The 16817-nt window shown below is 67.4% G+C and carries 13 protein-coding genes and 1 tRNA gene; 12 read left to right on the top strand and 2 right to left on the bottom strand.

Features of this window, described 5'->3' with window-relative positions; all coding sequences use genetic code 11:
* Positions 1 to 17: 17 nt before the first annotated feature.
* From SNAS_RS18635 to SNAS_RS18625, 3 genes are all read left to right on the top strand, one after another.
* Positions 18 to 977, top strand: coding sequence for an MBL fold metallo-hydrolase (locus SNAS_RS18635; RefSeq protein WP_013019006.1), 960 nt, complete (start codon positions 18 to 20; stop codon positions 975 to 977).
* A gap of 14 nt (positions 978 to 991) precedes the next feature.
* Complete coding sequence (locus tag SNAS_RS18630; RefSeq protein ID WP_013019005.1) at positions 992 to 2506, top strand: FAD-dependent monooxygenase; 1515 nt, start codon at positions 992 to 994, stop codon at positions 2504 to 2506.
* Positions 2507 to 2642: 136 nt separating this feature from the next.
* The gene (locus tag SNAS_RS18625; RefSeq protein ID WP_013019004.1) at positions 2643 to 3143 is read left to right on the top strand and encodes a hypothetical protein; all 501 of its coding nucleotides are present in this window, start codon (positions 2643 to 2645) and stop codon (positions 3141 to 3143) included.
* Positions 3144 to 3326: 183 nt separating this feature from the next.
* Here SNAS_RS18625 and SNAS_RS18620 read toward each other — a convergent pair.
* A tRNA-Leu gene (locus SNAS_RS18620) sits at positions 3327 to 3410 on the bottom strand.
* Between the two features lie 264 nt (positions 3411 to 3674).
* Between SNAS_RS18620 and SNAS_RS18615 the strand changes: the two genes are divergently transcribed.
* The 7 genes from SNAS_RS18615 to polA all read left to right on the top strand — a co-directional run bounded on the left by SNAS_RS18615 (position 3675) and on the right by polA (position 12127).
* Positions 3675 to 4298: an ANTAR domain-containing response regulator gene (locus SNAS_RS18615; RefSeq protein ID WP_013019003.1), complete on the top strand. Its 624-nt coding sequence runs from the start codon at positions 3675 to 3677 to the stop codon at positions 4296 to 4298.
* Between the two features lie 191 nt (positions 4299 to 4489).
* A complete protein-coding gene (locus SNAS_RS18610; RefSeq protein WP_013019002.1) occupies positions 4490 to 5635 on the top strand; it encodes a branched-chain amino acid ABC transporter substrate-binding protein in 1146 nt (381 codons plus the stop codon).
* Positions 5636 to 5721: 86 nt separating this feature from the next.
* Complete coding sequence (locus SNAS_RS18605; protein ID WP_013019001.1) at positions 5722 to 6684, top strand: branched-chain amino acid ABC transporter permease; 963 nt, start codon at positions 5722 to 5724, stop codon at positions 6682 to 6684.
* 2 nt (positions 6685 to 6686) lie between these two features.
* On the top strand, positions 6687 to 7799 hold the full coding sequence (locus tag SNAS_RS18600) for a branched-chain amino acid ABC transporter permease (protein ID WP_041626505.1): 1113 nt from the start codon (positions 6687 to 6689) through the stop codon (positions 7797 to 7799).
* Entirely contained in the window at positions 7792 to 8676 is an 885-nt protein-coding gene (locus SNAS_RS18595) for an ABC transporter ATP-binding protein (RefSeq protein WP_013018999.1), read from the top strand. The genes SNAS_RS18600 and SNAS_RS18595 overlap by 8 nt, the downstream gene beginning before the upstream one ends.
* Complete coding sequence (locus SNAS_RS18590) at positions 8660 to 9373, top strand: ABC transporter ATP-binding protein (RefSeq protein ID WP_013018998.1); 714 nt, start codon at positions 8660 to 8662, stop codon at positions 9371 to 9373. The genes SNAS_RS18595 and SNAS_RS18590 overlap by 17 nt, the downstream gene beginning before the upstream one ends.
* A gap of 27 nt (positions 9374 to 9400) precedes the next feature.
* Positions 9401 to 12127: a DNA polymerase I gene (gene polA / locus SNAS_RS18585; protein WP_013018997.1), complete on the top strand. Its 2727-nt coding sequence runs from the start codon at positions 9401 to 9403 to the stop codon at positions 12125 to 12127.
* Positions 12128 to 12138: 11 nt separating this feature from the next.
* Here polA and SNAS_RS18580 read toward each other — a convergent pair whose 3' ends face one another.
* On the bottom strand, positions 12139 to 14166 hold the full coding sequence (locus tag SNAS_RS18580; RefSeq protein WP_013018996.1) for an acyltransferase family protein: 2028 nt from the start codon (positions 14164 to 14166) through the stop codon (positions 12139 to 12141).
* 394 nt (positions 14167 to 14560) lie between these two features.
* On the opposite strand from SNAS_RS18580, the gene rpsA reads away from it, so the two are divergent.
* Complete coding sequence (rpsA, locus tag SNAS_RS18575) at positions 14561 to 16084, top strand: 30S ribosomal protein S1 (RefSeq protein ID WP_013018995.1); 1524 nt, start codon at positions 14561 to 14563, stop codon at positions 16082 to 16084.
* A gap of 118 nt (positions 16085 to 16202) precedes the next feature.
* On the top strand, positions 16203 to 16805 hold the full coding sequence (locus tag SNAS_RS18570) for a TetR/AcrR family transcriptional regulator (RefSeq protein WP_013018994.1): 603 nt from the start codon (positions 16203 to 16205) through the stop codon (positions 16803 to 16805).
* Positions 16806 to 16817 lie beyond the last annotated feature (12 nt).

The raw sequence follows: 16817 nt of genomic DNA, 5'->3' as shown, positions 1-16817 counted from the left end.
AAGACAGGAGCATCGCCATGAGCCGACCCTTCGCCTCCAGCGCCGATCTGGCGCCCAAGAAACAGACCCTGGAAATACTCGGGGACGGGGTGTACGCGCTCACCGCCGAAGGCGATCCCAACGTCGGGGCCATCGAGGGCGAGGACTTCGTGGTCTGCTTCGACGCCATGGCCACCCCGCACGCCGCCCGCGCCTGGCTGCAACAACTGCACCACCACACCGACAAACCGGTGCGGTACCTGGTGCTCAGCCACTACCACGCGGTGCGCACCCTGGGCGCCTCCGCCTTCGGCACCGACATGGTCATCGCCCACGACAACACCCGCGGCCTCATCGCCGAACGCGGCACCGACGACTGGGAGTCCGAGTACGCCCGCATGCCCCGGCTGTTCGACAATCCGCAGTCCATACCCGGCCTGACCTGGCCCAGCATCACCTTCGCCGACAAGATGACCATCCAGCTGGGCGGCGACCGGGGCCAGCTGGTGCTGGCGCACTGCGGCTACGGCCACACCGAGGGCGACATCGTCGCGTGGCTGCCCAAACAGCGGATCCTGTTCACCGGCGACCTCGTCGAAGCCCAGGCCGCCCTGTACACCGGCGACGCCTACCACCGGCAGTGGGCCACCACCACCCTCGACCACGTCGCCTCCTTCGAGGCCGACACCCTCGTCGGCGGTCGCGGCGCCTGCGTGTGGGGCCACGAGGAGGTCAACGCCGCCATCGGCCAGACCCGCGACTTCCTCGACACCATGCTGCGCGAGGTCTCGATGGTCTTCGAGACCGACGGCACGCTGCGTGAGGCCTTCCACGCCGTCCACGCCGCGCTGGAACCGCGCTACGGCGGCTGGCCCATCTTCGAACACTGCCTGCCGTTCAACGTCTCCCGGCTGTGGGACGAGCTCGACGGCATCAACCGGCCCCGGGTGTGGACCGCCGAACGCGACCGGGACATCTGGGAGACCCTCCAGGAATAGCGACAGCCCCCGTCATGAGCGCCACCTGCGTCGTCATCGGTGCCGGACCCGTCGGCCAGACCTGCGCGCTGCTGCTGGCGCACTGGGGTCTTGCGGTGACGCTGCTCGACCAGGCCCCGCACCGCGAGGCGGTGGGATCCAAGTCCATCTGCCAGCAACGCGACGTCCTCGACATCTGGGCCCGGCTGGGAGCCGGGGCCATCACCCGCGACGGTCTCACCTGGACCACCGCCCGCACCTTCTACCGCGACCGCGAGATCCACTCCTGGAGCTTCGCGCCCACCACCGGCACCCCGCCGTTCGTCAACATCTCGCAGTCCCACACCGAGGCCGTCCTCGACGCGCTCATCGACGCCGATCCGCGCATCACCCGGCGCTGGGCACACGAGGTCACCGCCATCACCCAGCCCGACCCCGAAACCGTCCACATTCACCTCGCCGACGGCACCCGGATCGCGGGCGGCTACGCCCTGGTGTGCACCGGCGCCCAGCACCGGCTGCGCGACAGCCTCGGCATCGACTTCCCCGGCAGCACCCACCCCGACCGCTTCCTCATCTGCGACATCACCGCCGACCTGCCCGGCCGCCGACACGAACGCCACTTCCACTTCGACCCCGCCGCCAACCCCGGCCGCCAGATCCTCATCCACCCCTGCCCCAACGACACCTTCCGCATCGACTGGCAGGTACCGTCCAGTTTCGACATCGCCGCCGACGACCTCGACACCCGCATCCGCGCCGTCATCGGCGACACGGGCTACCGCATCAGCTGGAACACCGTCTACCGCTTCCACTCCCGCGTCGCCACCGCACTCCACACCGGACGCGTCTTCCTCGTCGGCGACGCCGCCCACCTGTTCGCGCCCTTCGGCGCCCGCGGCCTCAACTCCGGGGTCGCCGACGCCGAGAACGCCGCCTGGAAGATCGCCGCCCACGCCAACGGCTGGGCCCCCGAGGCCCTGCTGGCCAGCTACCACACCGAACGCCACGCCGCCGCGCTTGAGAACCAGCACATCGTCGACACCACCATGGCCTTCCTGGCGCCGGGCACCCCCGCCCAGCTCCAGTACCGTCAGACCACACTCGACAAAGCCGCCGCCGACCCAACGCTGGCCGCCGCCATCGACTCGGGCCGGTTCGCCGAACCCTTCTGGTACACCGCATCCCCGCTCACCACCCCCGCCTCCCACCGGGCCTTCACCCACCGCCCGCCCAAAGGCCACACCCCGCCACCGGCGCCGGGTACCATCTGTCCCGACACCAACCTGCCCGACGGCACCCCACTACGCCGGCACCTGCGCGGCCACTTCACCCTCATCGCCCACGGCCCCCACCCCCGATTCCACGCCCTCACCGACGCGCCCACCCGGGTCATCGACCTGACCCGCGCCCCCGAACTCGCCCGCACCCTCGACATCGGACCCGACGAAATCTGGCTCACCCGCCCCGACGCCCATCTCGCCGGCACCATTGCGGGCGCCACCCACCGCGACATCGCCGACGCGCTGCGTCGCGCCCTGGGCGGCTGAAGCCCCCATTTCGTGCCGCGCCCGCCGACCACACCTTGCCGAACCCCCACCGCACTGCCAGGATGTAAGCCGCAAACAAACGACCCCGACCGCACCGCCGCCCACGACGCGCCGGCCGCGAACCAACGGAGACACCATGAGCTTCAACAGCCCCCCACCGTCCTTCCTGCCCCCCTCGCCCCCGCGCAAGTCCCGCGCCGGCGGCATCATCCTCCTGCTGGCCGGGATCCTCGCCGCGGTGTCGCCCTTCATCTCCTGGGTGCCCGCCCTAGGCCAAGGCAAGTCCAGCCTCAAGTACTTCGCCGACCAGTTCGGTCAGGTCGAAGGCGTCAGCGCCCTGAGCAACCCGCAGTACTGGTTCTACGCGATCCTCGGCGGCGCCGGTCTGGCCATCATCTTCGGCCTCATCGGACTGGCCGGGAGCAAGGGCGTCAACATCACCGTCGGCATCTTCGGACTGCTGGCCGCCATCGCCATCTCCTTCCCCCCGATCTGGATGCTCACCGGTGCCGACTCGGCCCAGTCCCTGGCCAAGGGCCTCGGGCAACTGGGCGCCGGATACTACGGCGCGGCCGTCGCCGGATTCCTCGCCCTCGTGGGAATGCTGTTCGCCTTCATCGGTGCCGCGAAGAAGTAAGCGGCGCAGGCGATGACGTGACAATGGCGCCGAGCCTCGGCTCGGCGCCATTAACGTCTTCAAACCGGCTCAAAAGTCCATGATGGACACGCACCGCACGCCACGTCCGACAGATTCTCCATAATGTCGGACGAGTTATCGCAAAAGTGATATCGCGGATGTTTCGTGGCTTCGCCACTGCGGTGCCGGAAGCGGGACTTGAACCCGCACGCCCTTTCGGACAATACATTTTGAGTGTATCGTGTCTGCCAATTCCACCATTCCGGCGCTAATCGGACATATCGGATGGCCTGGGAACCGGTGACCCCGGGTCTGCCAGGCATCTTCAAGCCCGGTGCGACATCTTACCGATGCCCATACCGGACGGTACGCACCCCCTGCCCGCGTCGCAACGCGATATCGCGTCTCAACGTCCAGAACTGCCCGCCCCGTGACCCCGCCAACCGGATACGCTGTGGACTCGCTCGCGCGTGTCGGTGCGGTTCCTCCGGCGCGCTGCCGTCACACGTATTGGGAAGGGTGCTGCGCAGCATGACCGGAACGGACGCTGAGGCCGCGCCGCGGCGGGTGCTGATCGCCGAGGACGAGGGCCTGATCCGGCTCGACCTCGCCGAGATGCTCGCCGAGGAGGGATTCGAGGTGGTCGGTGAGGCCGCCGACGGAGAGACCGCGGTCAAGCTGGCCGAGGAGAAGCGCCCCGACCTGGTGATCTGCGATATCCAGATGCCGATCATGGACGGTCTGCAGGCGGCGGAGCGGATCGTGGCGGCCCGGATCGCGCCGGTGGTGATCCTGACGGCCTTCAGCCAGCGGGACCTGATCGCGCGGGCCAACAGCGCCGGGGCGATGGCGTATCTGGTCAAACCCTTCCAGAAGTCGGATCTGGTTCCGGCCATCGAGTTGTCGCTGGCACGGTTCGCGGAACTGACGGCACTGGAGGCCGAGGTCGAGTCGCTGACGGAGCGGCTGGAGATCCGCAAGCTCGTGGACCGGGCCAAGGGTCTGTTGATGACGCGCTATGGGATGGCCGAGCCGGACGCGTTCCGGTGGATTCAGCGCGCGGCGATGGATCACCGGTTGTCGATGCGGGATGTGGCGATGCGGATCATCGAGGAGTCGCAGCCGTCGGAGTCTGACGAGTTATCCGCCGAATAGGTCTGTTCGGCTGAGTGAATATTCATGGATTCGCAGGCAATGCCTCAATACGGTAACGATGCATTCCGATTTGGTCGTGTCCCCTTTCGGTTGGTGTGAGATTGGGATAACTTCTCGCCTCAGCGGGTGAGTGGTTTCACCTGTGACCCTGCCGATGTCGGTGGGGGTTCCCTGCGTGAGGTGAGAAGGCTATGACCGTGAATCGGAGAGTTTGGCGGGTGTTGGCGTCCGCCGCGGCGATGGCGACGGTAGTCGGTGCCATGGCGGCGTGTGGTAATCCGAATGACAGTGCGTCGGGCGATTGTGAGTACGCGATCGCGTCGATGGGTGCGTTGACCGGACCGAACGCGGGGCTTGGTGAGGTCATGCGTGACGGTGCGAAGGTCGCTGTCGAGATCTACAACGAGAAGAACAAGGACGCGCAGGTGTGCTTCGAGGAGTTCGACTCCAAGGGCACCGAGAAGGACGCGCCCGGTGTGGCGAAGAAGATCGCCAAGGACAAGAAGATCCTGGGCGTCGTCGGGCCGGGCTTCTCCGGTGAGTCGACCGCCGCGAACCCGATCTTCGAAGAGGCCGGAATGCCGATCATCTCGGGTTCGGCCACGGCTCCGGAGCTGGCCGAGAAGGGCTGGAAGGTCTTCCACCGCACCATCGGCAACGACGCGGTGCAGGGTCCGGCCGTGGCGTCGTACATCAACGACGTCCTCAAGGCCAAGAAGGTCTTCGTGATCGACGACCAGACCGCCTACGGTGAGGGCCTGGCCAAGACCCTGAAGGACGCCCTGGGCGACAAGCTCGCGGGCGAGGAGCAGGTCAAGACCGACCAGAAGGAGTTCGCTCCGGTCATCAACAAGCTGAAGGACTCCAAGGCCGACGCGGTGTTCTACAGTGGCTACTACCCCGAGGGTGGTCCGTTCCTGAACCAGATGAAGAAGGCCGGAGTCGAGGCCCAGTTCATCGGTCCCGACGGTGTCAAGGACGAGAACTTCATCGAGGCGGCCAAGGACGCTTCCGAGGGTGCCATCATCACCTGCCCGTGCATCCCCGGTGAGAAGGCCGAAGGCGACTTCGCCAAGGAGTTCGAGAAGCGCATCGGTGAGGCCCCGGGTACCTACGGTGCCGAGGCCTTCGACGCGGCCAACGTGTTCCTCGACGGCATCAAGGATGGCGTGAAGGACACCAAGAGCATGCTGGACTTCGTCAACAAGTACGACAAGGCTGGCGCCAGCAAGCACATCAAGTTCGACAAGGACGGCAACATCGCCGTCGACGTTGTCTGGGCCTACAAGGTCGAGGACGGCAAGATCGTCGCTGACCAGGAGATCGAGCTCAAGTAGAGCCGTAGACCGTTGTAGTCGAGGGCACGAACTGACGCGTTGCATGTGTTGTTCGTGCCCTCGACTCCGATCAGAGAGCAATTTACGTGGACTTCCCCTATCTGGTGTCCCATTTCTTGGGCACCACTATGGATGGATTGGTGATCGGCGGCATCTACGCCCTGATCGCCCTGGGGTACACCCTTGTGTACGGTGTGCTCAAATTGATCAACTTCGCACACTCCGAGGTATTCATGCTCGGAGCGTTCGCGGCCGTCGGAATCTGGACCGTCCTGGGTGTGAACGAGGGCCCGACGCCCTCACTGGGCGGCTTCATCCTGTTGGCCATCGTCGGTTTGGCAGCGGCGATGGCGGCTTCGGGTGGTACGGCGCTGGCGCTCGAATACATCGCCTATCGCCCGTTGCGACGCAAGAAGGCACCGCGGCTGGTGTTCCTCATTACCGCCATCGGTGTCTCACTGGCCCTCAACGAGGGCATGGGTGTGCTGACCAGCCGCGACGACGTCGGTGTCCCGGAGGTCTTCAAACAGACCATCCTGATCGACTGGGACAGTGGCGCCCTTGGCCGGTTGCGGGTGTCTGATCTGGACATCGGGATCATCGTGATGGCCTTCGGCCTGCTGGTGGCCCTGGACATGTTCGTCAACAGGACCCGGCCGGGTGCCGGAATCCGGGCGGTGGCCCAGGATCCCGACACCGCGGCGTTGATGGGCATCAACAAGAACCGGATCTTCGCGCTGACGTTCATCCTGGGTGGTCTGGCCGCGGGTGTCGCGGCGGTCATGTGGGATCTTCGGTACAGCAGCATCAAGCACAGCCTGGGCTTCCTGTTGGGCGTCAAGGCGTTCACCGCGGCCGTCATGGGCGGTATCGGTAACCTGCGGGGCGCCCTGGTGGGTGGCTTCGCGCTGGGTTTGATTGAGAACTGGTCGGGCGCGGTGTTCGGAAACGCGTGGCTCGACGTTGTGGCGTTCACGGTGCTCGTGGTGGTGCTGATGTTCCGTCCCACGGGTCTTTTGGGTGAATCGCTTGGGAGGTCGAAGGCATGAACATGTTGGACCGCATGCGCAGTGTCGACAATCGACGTGTGGGCGCGCTGGCCGCGATGGGCCGCCGGTGGCGGTCGCTGTCGTGGTACTGGCGGGCCGCGGCGATCGTCGCGGTACTGGTGCTGTTCTATTCGCTGCCGATCCTCAACGAGTACTACGTATTCCCGATCAACTACCTGTCCACCGACGCCGTCTCCGGCGGTACCGCCTTCGACGACGCTCTGGTGCTGACATCGATCTGGGTGCTGGTGGCCGTCGGCCTGAACGTGGTCATCGGCATGGCCGGACTGCTGGACCTGGGATACATCGGGTTCTTCGCGGTCGGCGCCTACACGGTGGCGATCTTCGGTTCGCCGACCTCCGAGGTGGCCACGGCCTACCCGTGGCTGGCGCTGGTGCCGATCGGCATCGCGCTGGCGATGGTCTCGGGCGTGATCCTGGGTATCCCGACGCTGCGGTTGCGCGGCGACTATCTGGCCATCGTGACCATGGGATTCGGTGAGATCATCCGGATCGTCGCGGTCAACACCGACGTGACCAACGGTCAGCAGGGCATCCAGAACATCCCCAAGCCGCCGGGCTCGCTGTTCGAGAACGTGCTGGACAGCCGTCCGATGTACTGGCTGTGTCTGACCATCGTGGTCATCTGCATCTTCGGTGTGGCGCGGCTGGAGAACAGCCGGGTCGGCCGGGCGTGGCTGGCGGTGCGCGAGGACGAGGACGCGGCGGGCATCATGGGTGTCCCGGCGTTCAAGTTCAAGATCTGGGCCTTCGCCATCGGCGCCGCAGTCGGCGGACTGTCCGGGGTGCTGTACGCCAGCAAGGAAGGTGTCATCAACTCCGACAGCTTCCCGTTGCAGACCTCCATCCTGTTCGTGGCGATGGTGGTGCTGGGCGGACAGGGCAACACCGCCGGTGTCATCCTGGGCGCGATCGTGGTGGCCTACCTGCCGGAGCGGCTGCGGTTCGTGGCCGACTGGCGTGAGGTGCTGTTCGGTGTCGCGCTCGTTGTCGTGATGATCTTCCGTCCGCAGGGCATCCTGCCGTCCTCGCGGCGTTCCGCGGAACTGGCTGATGCGAAGGCCGAGGCAAAGGAGGTGAAGGTCAGTGGCTGACAACCTTGTCTCCGAAACGGCCGCGCCGTACGTGGACCAGACCGGCCCGCCGCTGTTGAGCGTCGACAACGTGACGCTGAAGTTCGGTGGTCTGACCGCGCTCAACCAGGTCAGCTTCGAGGTCCGCAAGGGCGAGATCCTGGCGCTCATCGGACCCAACGGCGCCGGCAAGACCACCTGCTTCAACGTGATGACCGGTCTGTACCGGCCCACGGCGGGCACCGTCGTGTTCGACGGGACCAAGCTGCCGGGCCGCAAACCGCACCACATCACGAAGCTGGGCATCGCGCGTACCTTCCAGTCGATCCGGTTGTTCCCGGAGATGACGGCGATGGAGAACGTCCTGGTCGGTGCCGACGTGCACCACAAGACCAGCGTCGTGGGCGCGCTGTTCGGCCTGCCGAGGCACCGGCGCGAGGAACGCGAGGGCCGAGCCGAGGCGTTGCGGCTGCTGGACTTCGTCGGCATGAAGCACCTGGCCGGTGAGGTGGCGCGCAACCTGTCCTACGGGTACCAGCGACGACTGGAGATCGCCCGGGCACTGGCCACCAAGCCGAAGCTGCTGTGCCTCGACGAACCCGCGGCCGGATTCAACCCGGCCGAGAAGGAGGAGCTGCGGGAACTCATCCGCCGCATCCGCGACCTGGGCCACACGATCCTGCTCATCGAGCACGACATGCGGCTGGTCATGGGCATCGCCGAACGCATCGTGGTGCTGGAGTTCGGGCAGAAGATCGCCGACGCCCCGCCCGCCGAGGTCCGCGAGAACCCGAAGGTGATCGCGGCCTACCTCGGTGAACCCGACGAGGACGACGTGGACGCCGACCTGATGCCCGACCGCGACGACCAGGGAGGTTCCGATGACGGCGATTCTTGAGATCCGTGACCTGTCGGTCTACTACGGCCGGATCAAGGCTCTGCACGACATCAGCCTGACCGTCGGCGAGGGTGAGATCGTGGCGCTGATCGGCACCAACGGTGCCGGTAAGACCACCACGATGAAGGCGATCTCGGGCCTGCGGGCCGCGCACGGCACCATCCGGTTCCAGGGCAAGGACATCACCAAGGTCAAGGCCCACCACCGGGTGGGGCTGGGCATCAGCCAGTCCCCGGAGGGCCGGGGCGTGTTCCCGGGCATGACGGTGCGCGAGAACCTGATGCTGGGCGCCTTCACCCGCAAGGACAAGGCGGCCATCGCCACCGACCTGGACCGGGTGCTGCACCTGTTCCCGCGGCTGAAGGAGCGCTTCACCCAGGCCGCGGGCACCATGTCCGGTGGTGAACAGCAGATGCTGGCGATGGGCCGGGCGCTGATGTCCCGTCCGAAGCTGCTGCTGCTGGACGAACCGTCCATGGGTCTGGCCCCGATGCTGATTCAGCAGATCTTCGAGATCATCACCGAGATCCGGGAACAGGGAACCACGGTGCTGGTGGTGGAGCAGAACGCCAAGCAGGCGCTGACGCGCGCCGACCGCGCCTACGTGCTGGAGACCGGGGACATCACCCGCACCGGCACCGGCGCCGAACTGCTGGCCGACAACTCCATCCGAGACGCTTATCTGGGCGTGGCCTGAAAAAATGCCCGGCGGCCACCACCGATCATGTCGGTGGTGGCCGCTATTGTCTTGCGGGTGACTACTCGACCGCGTCTGCTGCTGATCGACGGCCATTCGATGGCGTTTCGCGCGTTCTTCGCGCTGCCCGCCGAGAACTTCTCCACCTCCACCGGCCAGCACACCAACGCGGCCTACGGGTTCACATCGATGCTCATCAACGTCCTGCGGGACGAGGCCCCCACCCACGTCGCGGTGGCCTTCGACGTGTCCCGCAAGTCGTTCCGCACCGAGGAGTACCCCGAGTACAAGGACGGCCGCGCCACCACGCCCGAGGAGTTCAAGGGCCAGGTGCCGCTGATCCAGCAGATCCTCGACGCCCTGGGCATCCAATGGATCACATTGGACAACTACGAGGCCGACGACATCCTCGCCACCCTGTCGCACCAGGCCGGTGCCGAGGGCTACGAGACCCTCATCTGTTCCGGCGACCGCGACTCGTTCCAGCTGGTCACCGGTGACACCACCGTCCTGTACCCCGTCAAGGGCGTCTCCGAACTGGCCCGCATGACCCCCGAGGCCGTCGAGGCCAAGTACGGGGTCTCGCCGCAGCGCTACCGTGACCTGGCCGCGCTGGTGGGGGAGAAGAGCGACAACCTCCCCGGCGTTCCCGGCGTCGGCCCCAAGACCGCCGCCAAGTGGATCACCACCTACGAGGGCCTGGACGGCGTCATCGCCGCCGCCGACGCCATCAAGGGCAAGGCCGGTCAGTCGCTGCGCGACCACCTGTCCGACGTCATGCGCAACGCCCGGCTCAACAAGCTCGTCACCGACCTGGAACTGGCCTCCCGACCCGAGGGCTTGGCCTGGAGCGGCTGGGACGCCGAGGCCACCTCGGAGATCTTCTCGGTGCTGGAGTTCGCCTCGTTGCGCGACCGGCTGGCCTCCCAGCTGGCCGACAAACGCATCGGCGAGGACCCCGAACCGGTGGGCGCCACCGAGGTCGCCGAGGCTGATCTCGCGGTCCTGGAACCCGGGCAGCTGGCCGCCTGGCTGTCGGCGCGCGCCGGAACCGGCCGCATCGGCGTCGCCGCGACCGGCGAGTTCAAGCACGGCGCCGGACGACTGTCGGGCCTGGCCCTGGCCTCCGACGGACACCACGCCTGGCTCGATCCGTCCGCACTGGACGAAGCCGACGAGAACGCCCTGGCCGCGTGGCTGGCCGACCCCACGGCCACCAAGGCCGTGCACGACGCCAAACGCTTCGGCCTGGCCTGCCGCAGCCACGGCTGGAACCTCGACGGCGTCACCAGTGACACGGCGCTGGCCGCCTACCTGGTGCGTCCCGACCTGAAGTCGGACTCGCTGGAGGCGCTGGCCACCCGCTACCTGGGCCGGGAACTGAACCCCCGCACCGCCGCCGCGCAGCCCACACTGGATGGCCTGGAGACCGACGGCGAGAACGAGGCCGCCGCGAACCTGGCCGCGCTGGCCGCCGCCACCCGCGACCTGGCCGAGGTGCTGGACGGCGAACTGGCCAGCCACAACGCCGCCGGTCTGCTGGCCGACATGGAACTGCCGGTCATGACGGTGCTGACCGAGATGGAGGCCATCGGCATCACCGCCGACGTCGCCCACCTCACCGGCCTGGAGTCCACCTTCGCCGCCGAGGCGGCCGAGGCCGTGGCCGCCGCGCACGCCGCCGTCGACCAGACCTTCAACCTGCGCTCGCCCAAGCAGTTGCAGGAGATCCTGTTCGACAAGCTCGGCATGCCCAAGACCAAGCGCACCAAGACCGGCTACACCACCGACGCCGACTCGCTGGCCGGGCTGTACGCGACCACCCAGCACCCGGTGCTGGAGGCGATCCTGCGGCACCGCGACCGCGAGAAGCTCAAGCAGACCGTGTCGGGCCTGCTGGCCGAGGTCGCCGAGGACGGTCGCATCCACACCACCTACCAGCAGAACGTCGCGGCCACCGGTCGTCTGTCCTCAAAAGACCCGAACCTGCAGAACATCCCGGTGCGCACCGACGCGGGTCGCCGGATCCGGCAGGGCTTCATCGTCACCGAGGGCTTCGAGACCCTGATGACCTGCGACTACTCGCAGATCGAGATGCGCATCATGGCGCACCTGTCCGGCGACGAGGGCCTGATCGAGGCGTTCAAGTCCGGCGAGGACCTGCACACCACCGTCGCGGCCCGGGTGTTCAACGTGGAGCCCGGCTCGGTGGACGCCGAGCAGCGGCGCCGCATCAAGGCGATGTCCTACGGTCTGGCCTACGGGCTGTCGGCCTACGGGCTGTCGCAGCAGCTGGGCATCACGCCCGAAGAGGCCCGGGGCCTGATGGAGGAGTACTTCACCCGCTTCGGCGGCGTGCGGGACTACCTGCGCACGGTGGTCGAGGAGGCTCGCAAGGCGGGCTACACCGAGACCATGTTCGGCCGCCGCCGCTATCTGCCGGACCTCAACAGCGACAACCGACAGCGCCGCGACATGGCCGAACGCGCCGCCCTCAACGCCCCGATCCAGGGCAGCGCGGCCGACATCATGAAGATCGCGATGCTCAACGTCCACCGCGCACTGGTCGCGGCGAAGGTGAAGTCGCGGGTGCTGCTCCAGGTCCACGACGAACTCGTGCTCGAGATCGCCCCCGGCGAAGCGCCCGAGGTCGAGAAACTGGTGCGCGCCGAGATGGCCTCGGCCGCCGAGCTGATGGTGCCGCTGGAAGTCTCGGTCGGCACCGGCGGCGACTGGGACACCGCCGCGCACTGAGCCCGGCGACGTCAGTCGGTCAGCGGCGGGGTTGCTCGCAACGCTTCGCTCAGATACGGCGCCACCGTGCGCGCGTAGGTCGCCGTCAGATGCGAGTCGTCGCGGTACACCAGCACGTTCCCGATCACCGGCCGGCACTCGCCCCCGGCACAGAAGTACCGGCTCAGGTCGACGAACGACACGTTGCCGGGCACATCGGGACGCGACTCGACCGCCGCTGGCTTGTCGTAGTCGAACTCGCCCGCCGCCCTCGTGCACTCCGGCGCGTCGCGCCCGTACCGCTCCACGCACTCGGGCACATGGAAGCCCGGGAACGGCGTGTCCCGCACCCCGATCACGTCGATGCCCCACTCGTCCAGCTCGCGCCACCGCTCCAGGTAACCGTCCGGTGTGTACTCCTCGTTTCGGGCCGTCGCCGTCGACGTGGTCACCACGGCGTCGGGCCGCAGTCGCTCCAGCTCCGCCATCGCGTCGACGTTCCAATGATCGCAGCTGGTGTACGCCTCCCCGTCCATGAACTGCGGTTCCGTGGTGAACCGGCACCCCACCTTCGTCAGCGTCACGATGTTCCACTCGTGCGGCTCGGCCAGCTCGCGCAGCGCGGGCAGCCACTGCCACGAATGCGAGCCCCCGACCAACGCGATGGTGCGCTCCGCGGTCTCCGGCCCGAACCGGCACGACACCGCCTTGGTCCCCTCGTGGTCCTGGTAGCAGTCGGGGCTGAGCTCGGGCAGCCAGTCGTCCTTGACCGTCACCAGGTCGGGGATGAACGGCTGCTCGGCCAACGGCCCGCCCTTGACGAGGTGCGCCGCCCCCGGGTAACTGTCCACATCGGCGCTGTCACTCGGCTGCTGCCGTGGCCGCATCAGCCCCGCCCACGCCGTCAGCGCCACCAGGACCAGCACCAGACACCCCGCCCCCAGCGCCAGCCCGCCGACCGTCGTACGCTGTCCGATCCGCGAGCGACGCAAACCGTCCTCCAGCAGCCACTTGGATCCCAGCGCCAACGGCAGCGATATCCCCAGCACCAGCAGACCGCCCGTCAGCCCGGGCGCGTCCGTTCCGGTGTGGGCCAGATAGAACACCAGCACCGGCCAGTGCCACAGGAAGATCGCGTACGACAACCCGCCCAGCCACTGCATCGCGGCGGTGCGCAGCAACCGGTCCACCCCGAACCGCCGGGTGCTCCCGGCGGTGAGCACCAACGTCGCGGCCGCCACCGTCGGCACCAGCGAAGCCCAACCGGGGAACTCGTCGCCCCGAGTGAACACCATCCCGCACGCGGCCAACGCCGCCAGGCTCGGCCATCCCAGCACGAACCCCACCGCCGCTGGCACCCGCACCAACGGCAGCAGCACCGCCGCCAGCCCGCCGAGCGCGAACTCCCACAGCCGCGCTGAGGTGTCGAAGTACGTGTAGGTCGGATCCGTTGCGGTGAAATGGATCGAGTACGCCAACGACGCGGCGAACACCGCCGCGAGGATCGGCGTCAGCACCCACCGGGCTCGCAACCGCAACCGCGACGCCAGGAACAACGCGAACGCCACCAGCAGCGGCCACAGCAGATAGAACTGCATCTGCACCGCCAGCGACCAGTACTGCCGCACCGGACTGGCCGCGTTCTGCGAGGCCAGGTAATCGACCGCGTTCTCGGCCAGATGCCAGTTCTGTAGATACAACGCCGAGGCGACCACATCGGTGAAGGTCTCCCGCCACCGCACCTGCGGCAGCAGCACGACGGCCGCTGCCACCACGGTCACCAGCACGAAGAACGCCGGTGGCACGATGCGCCGGACGATCCGGACGTAGAAGGCCAGCGGCCGGACCCGGCCGTCGCGTTCGGCGCCGCGCCACAACGACAGCGTGATGAGGAATCCCGACAGCAGGAAGAAGACGTCGACACCACCGGAGACCCGGTTGAACCACACGTGGTAAATCACGATCAGCACGATCGCGATGCCGCGCAGCCCCTCGATCTCGCCGATGTGGTGACCGCCGGTGGCGGGGGATCTCCCGGTGACGGAGCTACGTGAAACCATAGTGGACACCTCGTGGTCGGGACGCGTCCGCTCGTCCTGAACTTGGTGTGGGGTGAACCGTTTCTCACGCTACCGTCGCTTTCGCCCCGGTTTCGAGCCTCGCGGCGACTGTTCACTGAAGCATCGGCTACCGGTAACCGTCGCGACATGGCCCCGGTCGGTCACGGGGCCTTCGACGGCGGTCCCAGGCGGTCGTCGCGGTGCGTACGCATGATCTCCACCACCCGCAAGGGTGCGCCGGGGCGGGTACCAGACGACACGGTAGTCTGGATCAGCGATTGTGGGTGCCAGTGGCCTCGGCATGGAGCAGGTCTACATTCCCCGGCACGGACCAGGGAGATGGCCCCGCACTCAAGGCACGAGTGACCACCTGTAACCGAAAGCACCAGCCCACATGACGAGCAGCATCGACGCCAAGTCGAGCACCGCCGCCGAGAGCGGCGACAAGGTCGTAGTCGACGATCTGGGTAGCGAGGAAGCCCTCCTCGCCGCGATCGACGAGACCATCAAATACTTCAACGACGGCGACATTGTCGAAGGAACCGTCGTCAAGGTCGATCGGGACGAAGTCCTGCTCGACATCGGGTACAAGACCGAAGGGGTCATCCCCTCTCGCGAGCTGTCCATCAAGCACGACGTCGATCCGGCCGAGGTCGTTTCGACCGGTGACCAGGTCGAAGCGCTTGTCCTTCAGAAGGAGGACAAGGAAGGCCGCCTCATCCTGTCCAAGAAGCGGGCTCAGTACGAGCGCGCCTGGGGCACGATCGAAAAGATCAAGGAAGAAGACGGCGTGGTGCGCGGCTCCGTCATCGAGGTGGTCAAGGGTGGTCTGATCCTCGACATCGGCCTGCGCGGCTTCCTCCCGGCCTCCCTCGTGGAGATGCGCCGGGTCCGCGACCTGCAGCCCTACGTGGGCCGGGAGCTGGAAGCCAAGATCATCGAGCTGGACAAGAACCGCAACAACGTGGTCCTGTCCCGCCGTTCCTGGCTGGAGCAGACGCAGTCCGAGGTCCGCACCGAGTTCCTCAACAAGCTCGCCAAGGGCCAGGTCCGCAAGGGTGTCGTGTCGTCCATCGTCAACTTCGGGGCCTTCGTGGACCTCGGTGGCGTCGACGGTCTGGTGCACGTGTCCGAGCTGTCGTGGAAGCACATCGACCACCCCGGCGAGGTCGTCGAGGTCGGCAAAGAGGTCGAGGTCGAGGTGCTCGAGGTCGACATGGACCGCGAGCGGGTTTCCCTGTCGCTCAAGGCGACCCAGGAAGACCCGTGGCGCCAGTTCGCCCGCACCCACGCCATCGGCCAGATCGTGCCGGGCAAGGTCACCAAGCTGGTTCCGTTCGGCGCGTTCGTGCGCGTCGAGGACGGGATCGAGGGCCTGGTGCACATCTCGGAGCTGGCCGAGCGCCACGTCGAGGTGCCCGAGCAGGTCGTCGAGGTCGGCAGCGACGCCATGGTCAAGGTCATCGACATCGACCTGGACCGTCGCCGCATCTCGCTGTCGCTCAAGCAGGCCAGCGAGGCGTACGTCGAGAACGAGGAACAGTTCGACCCGACCCTGTACGGCATGGCCGCCCAGTACGACGACCAGGGCAACTACATCTACCCCGAGGGCTTCGACGCCGAGACCGGCGAGTGGCTCGACGGGTACGACGCGGCCCGCGAGGAGTGGGAGCGGCAGTACGCCGACGCCCGCGCCCGCTGGGAGGAGCACGGCAAGCAGATCGCCGAGCGCGTCATCAAGGAGGCCCCGGCCGGTGCCGGTGAGTCCGCGGACGGCGAGAAGAAGCCTGCCGGGGACAAGAAGCCCGCACCGCAACAGTCCCAGTCTCAGTCGGCTCCGGCCGAGCAGGGCCCCTCGGGGACCCTGGCCACCGACGAGGCACTGGCGGCGCTGCGCGAGAAACTCGCGGGCAGCTAAAGCCTGACGTTTTCAACGGCCCCACCACATCGTGGTGGGGCCGTTCGTCGTTTCCGACCGGAGCCGGGCACGGCCGTCGGCCGCCGCCGGACGGCCACGGTGCGGTAGCTTGCCGCACATGGCTGACACGCAGGCGGGCTACCGGCGCTCCACGGGCACACCTCGCGGAAACGCCCGCCGGGACGAACTCCTGGAACTGGTGACCGACGACCTCGCCGCCAACGGGCTGGCCGACTTCTCGCTGCGTCGGGCGGCCAGGGCGGCGGGCACGACCCACAAGGTGCTGCTGTACCACTTCGACGGCGCCGAGGACGTGTTGGCGCAGGCGGTGCGGCAGTTGCGGCAGCGGCGGATCGACAAGGCGGCGCTGACGGCGATCGCCGAACGTCCCACGCTCGCCGAACGGGTCGCGGAGATCTGGCCGATCCTCATCGGCGCGGAGTCGGCCGTGCTCAGTCAGGCCATGGGGCTGGCGATGCAGGACCCGGTGCGCTACGCCGATCTGGGCCGCGAGGCCACCGGACAGTACATTCCCGTGCTCAAGTCGTTGTGCCCCACGGAATGGAGCGACGAACGCAAGACCGGGGTGTCCCAGATGATCCTGGCGACGATGCGGGGTTTCCTGATGCACCGCCGGGTCACCGGCGACGAGGAGGGCCCCGAGACCGGTCTGGCGGCGCTGGTGCGGGCGATCGAACGTGAAGAGGCCGCCGGGGAGTAGCCATTTTGTGAA

Origin of the sequence: Stackebrandtia nassauensis DSM 44728, from assembly GCF_000024545.1 — a bacterium.
Taxonomy (GTDB): Bacteria; Actinomycetota; Actinomycetes; order Mycobacteriales; family Micromonosporaceae; genus Stackebrandtia; species Stackebrandtia nassauensis.
This window is presented reverse-complemented; position numbering and strand designations above follow the sequence as displayed.

Coding starts and splice junctions, on each gene's coding strand:
- SNAS_RS18580 (WP_013018996.1), bottom strand. CDS start 14,166: ATGGTTTCACGTAGCTCCGTCACCGGGAGATCCCCCGCCACCGGCGGT.
- SNAS_RS18570 (WP_013018994.1), top strand. CDS start 16,203: ATGGCTGACACGCAGGCGGGCTACCGGCGCTCCACGGGCACACCTCGC.
- SNAS_RS18600 (WP_041626505.1), top strand. CDS start 6,687: ATGTTGGACCGCATGCGCAGTGTCGACAATCGACGTGTGGGCGCGCTG.
- SNAS_RS18615 (WP_013019003.1), top strand. CDS start 3,675: ATGACCGGAACGGACGCTGAGGCCGCGCCGCGGCGGGTGCTGATCGCC.
- SNAS_RS18630 (WP_013019005.1), top strand. CDS start 992: ATGAGCGCCACCTGCGTCGTCATCGGTGCCGGACCCGTCGGCCAGACC.
- SNAS_RS18610 (WP_013019002.1), top strand. CDS start 4,490: ATGACCGTGAATCGGAGAGTTTGGCGGGTGTTGGCGTCCGCCGCGGCG.
- SNAS_RS18590 (WP_013018998.1), top strand. CDS start 8,660: ATGACGGCGATTCTTGAGATCCGTGACCTGTCGGTCTACTACGGCCGG.
- SNAS_RS18625 (WP_013019004.1), top strand. CDS start 2,643: ATGAGCTTCAACAGCCCCCCACCGTCCTTCCTGCCCCCCTCGCCCCCG.
- polA (WP_013018997.1), top strand. CDS start 9,401: ATGTCGGTGGTGGCCGCTATTGTCTTGCGGGTGACTACTCGACCGCGT.
- rpsA (WP_013018995.1), top strand. CDS start 14,561: ATGACGAGCAGCATCGACGCCAAGTCGAGCACCGCCGCCGAGAGCGGC.
- SNAS_RS18635 (WP_013019006.1), top strand. CDS start 18: ATGAGCCGACCCTTCGCCTCCAGCGCCGATCTGGCGCCCAAGAAACAG.